The sequence below is a fragment of the Ruminococcus sp. CAG:379 genome, from assembly GCF_000434255.1.
Classification (GTDB): domain Bacteria; phylum Bacillota; class Clostridia; order Oscillospirales; family Ruminococcaceae; genus Ruminococcus_F; species Ruminococcus_F champanellensis.
Map to the genome: position 1 here is coordinate 1 of NZ_FR894807.1, position 9,622 is coordinate 9,622.

The 9,622-nt window shown below is 52.2% G+C and carries 10 protein-coding genes, 1 tRNA gene and 1 riboswitch; of the genes, 6 read left to right on the forward strand and 5 right to left on the reverse strand.

What is annotated here, in order from left to right:
• Positions 1–168: 168 nt before the first annotated feature.
• The 5 genes from QVO51_RS00755 to asd form a co-directional block, all read right to left on the reverse strand.
• A tRNA-Leu gene (locus QVO51_RS00755) sits at positions 169–255 on the reverse strand.
• Positions 256–378: 123 nt separating this feature from the next.
• Positions 379–1,140, reverse strand: coding sequence for a 4-hydroxy-tetrahydrodipicolinate reductase (gene dapB / locus QVO51_RS00760; protein WP_022356824.1), 762 nt, complete (start codon positions 1,138–1,140; stop codon positions 379–381).
• Between the two features lie 56 nt (positions 1,141–1,196).
• Positions 1,197–2,093 carry a 4-hydroxy-tetrahydrodipicolinate synthase gene (dapA, locus tag QVO51_RS00765; RefSeq protein WP_022356825.1) on the reverse strand — a complete coding sequence of 299 codons (897 nt, stop codon included), beginning with the start codon at positions 2,091–2,093 and terminating at the stop codon, positions 1,197–1,199.
• A gap of 61 nt (positions 2,094–2,154) precedes the next feature.
• A complete protein-coding gene (locus QVO51_RS00770; protein WP_022356826.1) occupies positions 2,155–2,757 on the reverse strand; it encodes a hypothetical protein in 603 nt (200 codons plus the stop codon).
• On the reverse strand, positions 2,757–3,836 hold the full coding sequence (gene asd / locus QVO51_RS00775) for an aspartate-semialdehyde dehydrogenase (protein WP_022356827.1): 1,080 nt from the start codon (positions 3,834–3,836) through the stop codon (positions 2,757–2,759). The genes QVO51_RS00770 and asd overlap by 1 nt, the downstream gene beginning before the upstream one ends.
• Before the next feature lie 121 nt (positions 3,837–3,957).
• A riboswitch (Lysine riboswitch) is annotated at positions 3,958–4,147 on the reverse strand.
• Positions 4,148–4,212: 65 nt separating this feature from the next.
• Here asd and queA point away from each other — a divergent pair.
• From queA to mutY, 6 genes are all read left to right on the forward strand, one after another.
• Positions 4,213–5,238 (forward strand): tRNA preQ1(34) S-adenosylmethionine ribosyltransferase-isomerase QueA, encoded by a 1,026-nt coding sequence (queA, locus tag QVO51_RS00780; RefSeq protein WP_022356828.1) that lies wholly within the window; start codon positions 4,213–4,215, stop codon positions 5,236–5,238.
• Between the two features lie 22 nt (positions 5,239–5,260).
• Complete coding sequence (tgt, locus tag QVO51_RS00785; RefSeq protein WP_022356829.1) at positions 5,261–6,394, forward strand: tRNA guanosine(34) transglycosylase Tgt; 1,134 nt, start codon at positions 5,261–5,263, stop codon at positions 6,392–6,394.
• 14 nt (positions 6,395–6,408) lie between these two features.
• Positions 6,409–7,068: an HAD family hydrolase gene (locus QVO51_RS00790; protein ID WP_022356830.1), complete on the forward strand. Its 660-nt coding sequence runs from the start codon at positions 6,409–6,411 to the stop codon at positions 7,066–7,068.
• Positions 7,069–7,073: 5 nt separating this feature from the next.
• A complete protein-coding gene (locus tag QVO51_RS00795; protein ID WP_022356831.1) occupies positions 7,074–7,928 on the forward strand; it encodes a mechanosensitive ion channel family protein in 855 nt (284 codons plus the stop codon).
• Positions 7,929–7,947: 19 nt separating this feature from the next.
• Complete coding sequence (locus QVO51_RS00800) at positions 7,948–8,826, forward strand: metallophosphoesterase (protein ID WP_022356832.1); 879 nt, start codon at positions 7,948–7,950, stop codon at positions 8,824–8,826.
• A gap of 56 nt (positions 8,827–8,882) precedes the next feature.
• Positions 8,883–9,622 (forward strand): A/G-specific adenine glycosylase (mutY, locus tag QVO51_RS00805; protein ID WP_288167681.1); only part of this gene is annotated, 740 nt, incomplete at its 3' end.

Sequence of the window (9,622 nt, forward strand, 5' to 3'; positions counted from 1 at the left end):
AAAATCTTTTGTGCTAAGACCAAAAATGAAAGTGAAATTGAAAAAAGCAGCGATTTTGGTAGAAAATTTGGTAGAAATCCGGTAGAAAAACGCTCATTCACAAGAAACTTTTCTACCAAATTAGTCAGAAAATAAGAAAAGAATGCCGTAAAATCGACATTCTTTCATTGGTGCCGCTGACCGGACTTGAACCGGTACGGATTTTACTCCGAGGGATTTTAAGTCCCTTGTGTCTACCAATTCCACCACAGCGGCAATGCATTTATTATACTACAGAATCCCTCTTTTGTCAACTGTTTTTGCGCTTTCTGAGATGATGCTTTGGATATCGCATAAAAAAACATCCGCTGCATATGATGCTACAGCGGATGTTTTTCTTTAGCCTCGTTCGTTAATCAAATCATTCATATCATACAAGCCGGCTTTTTTGCCCTGCAAAAATACTGCGGCATTGATGGATCCTACTGCAAACACACCCTTGGATGCGGCAGAGTGGGAAATAGTAATGGTTTCGTCGTGCCCGGCAAACAGCACCTCATGCTCGCCTACAATGGTGCCGCCTCGGATGGCGTGAATGCCAATCTCGTTTTTATCCCGCTTGCAGCGTCTGGAGTGACGGTCATAGACATACTGATGGGGTTCTGCCATGGTTTCGTTGATGGCATTTGCGATCATCAGCGCCGTTCCACTGGGTGCATCGATCTTCTGGTTGTGATGCTTTTCGATGATCTCCACATCAAACTGATCCCCCAGCAGAGCAGTTGCCTTCTTCGCCAGGCTCACCAGCAGGTTGATGCCCAAAGACATATTCCAGGAGAAGAAAATCGGGATCTGCTTTGCCGCTTCCTTGATGGAAGCAATTTGTTCGTCCGTATAACCGGTGGTAGCAAATACAGCGGCGGTGCCGGTGGACAGGCAGTATGCCAGCAATCCTTCCAGAGTGGAAGGGTGGGAATAGTCCACGATCACATCCGGCTTTTCCGGCAGTTCCTCCGGCTTGGAAACGATGGGAAAGTCTGCATAGGCGGTGGTGTTCAGGTCAATACCGCTGATGATCCTGCAATCGGTTCGTTCCTGCACACACTGGTAAATAGTGTGGCCCATTTTCCCGTTGGCACCGCATATTGTAATATTCGTCATATGTAGTTTCTCCTTTTTGAAAAACCGCTGCATAGAACATGCAGCGGCATTTTACATCAAAGCTCCGGAATCAGCTTGTGCTTTTGCAGACAAGCCACCAGAGTGGTCAGATTTTCGCTGGTCATTCTTACAAGCGGCATCCGGCAGCTGCCCACGTTCATGCCCATCAGATTCATAGCTTCCTTGATCGGAATCGGATTGACTTCAGAGAACAGAGCGTTGATCAGCTCCAGATACTTCAACTGTAAAGCGGTGGCAGACTTGAAATCACCCTTCAGACAGAACTGTGTGATCTCATGTGTCTCCCGGGGCAGAATGTTGGACAGAACGGAAATGACGCCTGCACCGCCAAGAGACATCACCGGTACAATCATATCATCGTTGCCGCTGTAAATATCCAGCTGATCTCCGCAGCGCTCAAACAGCTTTGCAACGTAGGAAATGTTTCCGCTGGCTTCCTTGACCGCCACAATATTCTTGTGACCCGCAAGCTGCATGCACGTATCAATTGCAATATTCATACCTGTACGGGAAGGAACATTGTAGAGGATGATGGGGATATTGACGCTGTTTGCAATCATGGTGAAATGTGCGACCAATCCAGCCTGGCTGGTCTTATTGTAATAGGGTGTCACCAGCAGCAGCCCGTCAGCGCCACACTGTTCAGCCTCCTGGGACAGCTGAACCGCATAGTCCGTATCATTGCTGCCCGTACCGGCAATGACCGGGATCCGCTTATTGACATGCTCCACAGCAAAGCGGATGCATTCTACATGCTCCTCGTCCGACAGGGTCGCAGACTCACCGGTGGTGCCGCAGACGATGATGGCATCCGTTCCGTTGTCGATCTGGTAATCCAGGTTCATGGCAAACTCTTCATAGTTTACAGTTCCGTCCAGATTGAACGGAGTCACAATGGCAACGCCGGCACCGGTAAAAATGGTGTTCTTCATAGGTACTCATTCCTTTCAAAACAATTCAGGCATATCGCACAAGTCCCGTGCGTTGCTGCCTTTATTGGATGGATACAAAATTCCGCATGATCTTTTCGATGGAAACCGGAGTTCCGATCTGAAAATCCGCCCGGAGCCCATAGGTATACACAGGCAACTCTTCCAGCTCGTCAAGCACCTTGCATGCTTGTTGAATGGTTTCCTTTGTGCAGCTGTTAACGTCCAGGAACACCTGTTCTGTTTCCGGCGCATCCGCTGTGACATGTGTCACGGTGACACAGCGCTTGGATTCAGTCACTGCCAGATATTCCGGTTTTTTAGAAAGCAGAAAGGCACGATTTTCGCTGATGCAGTCCTTGGCGCCACAGAAGTGGAGCATATTGTCCAGTGCCGCACTTTCCACATTGGTGCAGTCGTCCGGCAGCACGATCAGATAATCCAGCTTCATAAAGCCCTTGTAGACGCTTGTGCCGATGAAACGGCGCAACTCCTCAACGGTTTCGTCAAAATCTACCAGATAATCGGATACATAGGGAAGCTCCCGAGGTTCGTTCATGGAAAAATCCACAAAATCAGATGCGGAGATCAGCGCATTGGGGTTGCGAAGATTCAGCAAGGAGATCAGCAGCGTGTCATTTTCTGCACTGATAAATACGTTTTTCATCAATCAAAATACCCTTTAGCAGCCAGCAACTCAGCCAGCAGCACACCGCCGCCTGCTGCACCCCGGAGTGTGTTGTGGGACAGGCACACAAACTTGTAATCGTACTGTGTATCCTCTCTCAGACGACCGATGGAAATTGCCATACCATTCTCCAGGTTCCGGTCCAGCTTCGCCTGGGGCCGGTCATTTTCCTCGAAGTAATGGAGGAACTGCTTCGGCGCAGAGGGCAGCTCCAGTTCCTGGGGTACGCCGGAAAATGCCTTCCAGCACTGGAGGATCTCCTCCTTGGAGGGCTTGTTTTCAAAGGAAACAAATACAGCAGCAGTGTGGCCATCCTGTACCGGCACACGGAGACACTGGGTGGTGATGGAGGGTGTCGCCGTCTTGACGATCTGATCGTTTTCGATGGTGCCCCATACCTTCAGCGGCTCCTGCTCGGACTTTTCTTCCTCACCGCCAATGTAGGGAATCAGGTTATCCACCATTTCCGGCCAGGTCTTGAAGGTCTTGCCGGCACCGGAAATTGCCTGATAGGTGCATGCCAGCACGTTCTTTAACCCGTATTTCCGCAGGGGATGCAGGGCAGGAACATAACTCTGGATGGAGCAGTTGGACTTGACAGCAATGAAGCCACGCTTGGTACCCAGCCGCTTCCGCTGCGCAGTAATGATTTCAATGTGCCCCGGATTGATCTCCGGAACCACCATGGGTACATCCGGTGTAAAACGGTTTGCGGAGTTGTTGGAAACCACCGGGCATTCAGCCTTGGCGTATGCTTCCTCCAGCTTCTTGATCTCGTCCTTTTTCATATCTACTGCGCAGAACACAAAGTCCACCTGGGCTGCGATCTTCTCAATGTCCGCAGTTGCGTCCATCATGATCATATCCTTCATTGCAGCAGGCATCGGTGTGGTCATTGCCCAGCGGCTCCCAACTGCTTCTTCATAGGTTTTGCCGGCAGAACGGGGGGATGCAGCCAGTACCTTTACCCGGAACCAGGGGTGATTCTCCAGCAGCGTCGCAAAACGCTGACCAACCATACCCGTTGCACCAATGATACCTACATTGTATTGCTTCATTTTTCATTCGCTCCTTGTGTTAATTTGTGAAAAGTGTATAATATGAAAAAAACCGGTTGAAAACCGGTCCATCATAAGATATAATAGAAGTATTGGCACATACATCAGCGGAAGTGATCTATATGCCGATAGCGCTCCATCAATCCATGATGACAGTCACAAGCTTGTTCAGCCTGTGCCCAGAAGATGCGTTGCCAGGCGTCCTCTTCGGCGGTCTCGCCTTTCTGCATGCACCGGAATGGCTGTTCCGTTGAATACTGTCCATATTCTGTGCAATGCATACTCTTCTTAACCGCACCTCTACCTTATTCAATTACAATCATAGCATTTATTTTTTTGCTTGTCAATATGAATTTAAAAAAGCCAGGAGAAATCAATGAAAAAATCTGATTTTTATTATGATCTGCCGGAGGAACTGATCGCCCAGACCCCGATCGAGCCCCGGAATCAGTCCCGCCTGATGGTAATCGACCGGGAAACCGGTGCTGTTTCCCATCAGCATTTCTATAATCTATGCGATATGCTCCAGGAAGGTGACTTACTGGTGCTCAACGACAGCCGTGTCATTCCTGCTCGCCTGTACGGAGAGAAAATGGACAACGGCACCTTTATCGAATTTCTACTGTTGGAGCAGAAAGGGGATAAGCTGTGGGAGCTGATCTGCCGTCCGGGCAAGAAAGCCAAGGTTGGCACCCGGTTTTCCTTCGGCGGCGGCAGGCTCATCGGCGAGGTAGTGGAGGTCAAGGAAGACGGAAATCGAGTGGTGCAGTTCACCTGCGAGGGGAACTTCTTTACCGCCCTGGAGGATGTGGGGCAAATGCCTCTGCCTCCCTATATCAAGGCAAAGCTCCAGGACAAGGAGCGCTACCAGACCGTTTACTCCCGGGAGCTTGGCTCCGCAGCTGCCCCCACCGCAGGGCTGCATTTCACAAAGGAAATGCTGCGGCAGTTACAGGACAAAGGCGTGCGCCTTGCCTATGTGACCCTACATGTGGGACTGGGTACCTTCCGTCCCGTAAAGGAAGATGATGTATTGCAGCATAAAATGCACAGTGAGCATTACGCCATGTCCCAGGAAACGGCAGACCTGATCAACCAGACCAAGGCAGCCGGGGGGCGGGTCATCTGCGTGGGTACCACCTCCTGCCGGACGGTGGAGAGCATCGCCACCTTTTTTGGCAAGATCCAGGCTTGCGAAGGGTACACGGACATTTTCATCTACCCTGGCTATCAGTTCAAGGTCATGGACGGACTGATTACAAACTTCCATCTGCCGGAAAGCACCTTGATTATGCTGGTTTCCGCTTTTCTCGGCTACGACAATACCATGCGTGCCTACAAGACAGCTGTTGAAGAAAAATACCGGTTCTTCAGCTTCGGGGACGCATGCTTCATCCGGTAACTAACACAGCAAGGAGCGTATTATGTACAAACTATTAAAGCAGGAGGGACTTGCCCGGAGAGGCACGGTGGACACCGTACACGGTACCTTTCAGACACCCTGTTTCATGAATGTAGGCACTGCCGGTGCCATCAAGGGCGGCATTTCCACCATGGATCTCAAGGAACTGAAATGCCAGGTGGAGCTCTGCAACACCTATCATCTGCATCTGCGGCCCACGGACACGGTGATCCGGAAAATGGGCGGTCTGCATAAATTCATCAACTGGGATCGCCCCATTCTCACCGACAGCGGCGGCTTCCAGGTATTCTCCTTAGCAAAGCTGCGGCGCATCAAGGAGGAGGGCGTGTACTTCCAGTCCCACATTGACGGACGGCGCATTTTCATGGGACCGGAGGAAAGCATGCGGATCCAGTCCAACCTGGGTTCTACCATTGCCATGGCATTTGATGAATGTGTGGAGAATCCTGCAACCTATGCCTACGCCAAGCAATCCTGCGCCCGTACCACCCGGTGGCTCCAGCGCTGTAAGGCGGAAATGGCACGGCTCAACAGCCTGCCGGACACGATCAATCCCCACCAACTGCTGTTTGGCATCAACCAGGGATGCACCTTCGACGACCTGCGGGTGGAGCATATGAAGCAGATCCGGGAGCTGGATCTGGATGGCTACGCAGTGGGCGGTCTGGCTGTGGGGGAGCCTACGGAGGAAATGTATCACGTTCTGGATGTAGTGGTACCTCACATGCCGGAGCACAAGCCCCGGTATCTGATGGGGGTGGGTACTCCTTCCAACATCATTGAGGGAGTCGCCCGGGGCATCGATATGTTCGACTGCGTCATGCCCAGCCGAAACGCCAGACATGCAACCGTATTCACCTGGAACGGCATCATGCATCTGACCAACCAGTGCTATGAAACGGACGACCGCCCCATTGACGAACACTGCGACTGTCCCGCATGCAGACACTACTCCCGGGCATACATCCGGCACCTGTTCAAGGCAAAGGAAATGCTGGCAGGCAGACTGGCAGTGATGCACAACCTGTATTTTTACAACACCCTGGCGGAACGGATCCGCTCCGCCATTGAAACCGATACCTTTGCCCAGTTCCGGGCGGAATACTCCGGACGGCTGGCAAAGCTGATCCGCTGAAAGAAGGAATCATAATGATACGTCTGGCTGTATTTGATCTGGACGGTACGCTGGTCAACTCCCTGGCTGACCTGGCTGCCGCCTCCAACTATGGGCTGCGCACCCTGGGCTTTCCGGAGCATCCCACCGAAAAGTTCCGCTATTTTGTAGGTAACGGCGTCCGGAAGCTGTGTGAACGGGTGCTGCCGGAGGATGCCAAGGAGTATGCAGACCGACAGTATGCCCTCTTTTCTGAATATTACAACACTCATTATGCTGACCAGACCCACCCCTATCCGGGCATCAAGTCCCTGCTGCATCGTCTGAAGGATGAGGGGATCCTGCTGGCGGTTGCATCCAACAAAACCGAAATATTTACCCGGGAGATCGTGGAGCATTTCTTCGGCACGGCTCTGTTTGATCTGGTCAGTGGAAAGATAGACGGCAGACCTGTGAAGCCGGATCCGGCGATTTTACAAGCAGCAATGGAGCAGTTCGGCGCAACTCCGGCTGAAACCGTTATGATCGGGGACAGTAACGTGGATATCCGCACTGCCAAAGCAGCCGGTACCCACAGCATCGGCTGTATCTGGGGGTTCCGGACAGCAGAGGAGCTGACGGAAGCCGGGGCGGAACAGCTTGCAGAGACACCGGCACAGATTCTGGACGCCGTGCATGCATGGAAGGAGGCATAATCGCTATGGAAATCAGTAACACCATTGACGAAACCGAAGCTGTGGTGGAACAAACCACATCCTTTTTCAGCGGCATCCTGCAAAAGATCCAGGATGCAATTCCAACTGTGCTTGTGGCGGTGGTGATATTTATCATCGGCGCTCTGCTGGCAAAGCTGCTGCAAAAAGCTGTGAAACGGGGCATGAAGCGCTCCAACATTGACGATACTGCCATTGGCTTTTTCCAGTCCCTGATCCGGGTAATCCTGTACACGGTGCTGATCGTAATTTGCCTGTCCATTCTCAAGGTACCCATGAGCTCCATTGTGGCAGTGATCGGTGCGGCAGGGCTTGCCATTGGTCTGGCACTGCAAAACAGCCTGTCCAATCTGGCAGGAGGGTTCATCATCCTCTTTTCTAAGCCCTTCAAGGCAGGGGACTATATCGAAACCTCCGGTGTCAGCGGCACGGTGGAATCCGTAGGGATCCTGTACACCCGGATCATTACGCCGGACAATAAGACGGTCTACATCCCCAATGGTACCATCTCCGCCTCCGTGATCTCCAACTACACAGAAAAGAAGCTGCGCCGACTGGATCTGGAGTTCTCCATCAGCTATGAAAGCGATTTTGATAAGGCACAACATCTGATCCGGCAAACCATCAACGAATCAGAGATTGCTCTGAAGGAGCCGGAACCCCTGGTACGGATGGGCAGACAGGACGACAGTGCCATTATCATCTTTACCTATGTGTGGGTGGACAGCTCCAACTACTGGGAACTGCGGTATACGTTACTGGAAAACGTGAAGAAGCAGTTTGATGCCAACGGGATCAGTATTCCCTTCCCCCAGGTGGATGTACACAATATCCCGCAGTAGTCCGGAAAGGGGAAATTCTATGAGCAAACCCGTAACACCGACTGCTCCGAATGAAGCAGCCTCTACATCCAAACCGAAAAAACGGCATACCAAGCGGCGGGTCTTTTTTCTGATCCTGGTGCTGCTGTGGTTATTCAACAACTTTACCTTGAAAACCACCAGGGAGGAGATCACTAGCCCAAAGGTGACCAACGAAATCACCATAGCCGCTCTGAGCGATTACCACGCCAGCTGGCTGGGGATCCAGCCGGAAACGATTCTTGGAGATCTGAAGCGGATCGATCCGGATCTTGTCTGTATTCTGGGGGATATGTACACAGATCAGCCCAGCGGCAAAAGCTGCGACCGGGCGCTGGCGCTGATGAAAAAAATTGCCACCCAGCATCCGGACAAGGTATACTATGTGCCCGGCGAGCACGACCGCACCTATGCCTACATGGATGCGCTCCGGGCAGCAGGCATTCATGTAATGGACTACAAGCAGGAACGGGTGCAGATCGGCTCCACCATACTGGAAATCTACGGCATTGACAATGCATATTTTTCTCCTACCTTTGATCTGACCAATGCCTTTGAACTGCCGGATCCGGAGGTTTACTCCATTCTGCTTGCTCATATTCCTGTACCAGAAAAATATGCCCCCTTCGGAGCAGATCTGGTGCTGTGCGGTGACACCCACGGAGGTGTGGTACAACTGCCCTTCCTGGGGCCAGTATATGACGACGGCATCTGGCTGCCGGAGGTACTGGGGGATGCAGACACGGTTTACGACAAAGGGATCTTCCCCTGCGGCACCGGCAAACTGTTCGTCACCTCCGGGATCGGAAACTATCCCAATATTCCCATTCGTTTTCTCAATCGTCCGGAGATCGCCGTCCTCAAGATCATGCCCGAATAAGAAAACACCGCAGGGTACGTTCTGCCCTGCGGTGTTGCTGTATCAAGGAGTATTTTATGAACACAAATCAGCTTTTATCCGAATCCGTGGAAAAATTGCTTGCCTGGTATCCGGCTCACGCCCGGGATCTGCCCTGGCGGCAGGATCAGGAGCCCTACCATGTGTGGCTGTCGGAGATCATGCTTCAGCAAACCAGGGTGGAGGCGGTGAAGGGCTATTATCAGCGATTTTTACAGGCACTGCCGGATATTGCCGCCCTCGCTGATGCGCCCGAAGAACAGCTTCTGAAGCTGTGGGAGGGACTGGGCTACTACAACCGGGTGCGGAATCTGCAAAAGGCAGCCAGACAGATCATGACGGAGCATAGCGGTGTATTTCCAGGGGAATATGCTAAGATCCGGAAGCTCAGCGGCATTGGCCCCTACACTGCCGGCGCCATTGCGTCCATCTGCTTTGAACAGCCCACCCCGGCAGTGGACGGAAATGTGCTGCGGGTCATGTCGAGAATACTGAACGATCACAGCTGCGTGGATCTGCCAAAGGTCAAGCAACGGTTCACAGAGCAGTTGACAACGGTGTATCCGGCAGGACGCTGCGGCATGCTGACCCAGGCACTGATGGAACTGGGGGCAACGGTATGCGTACCCAATGGTGCGCCCCGGTGTGATGCATGTCCGGTTCGGGAACTTTGCATCGCCCATGAGCAGCAGACTGTGGAGCAACTTCCGGTACGGGCAGAAAAAAAGAAGCGGCGCATCGAGCACAGAACCGTATTTGTGTTTCTGTGCGGCGATGC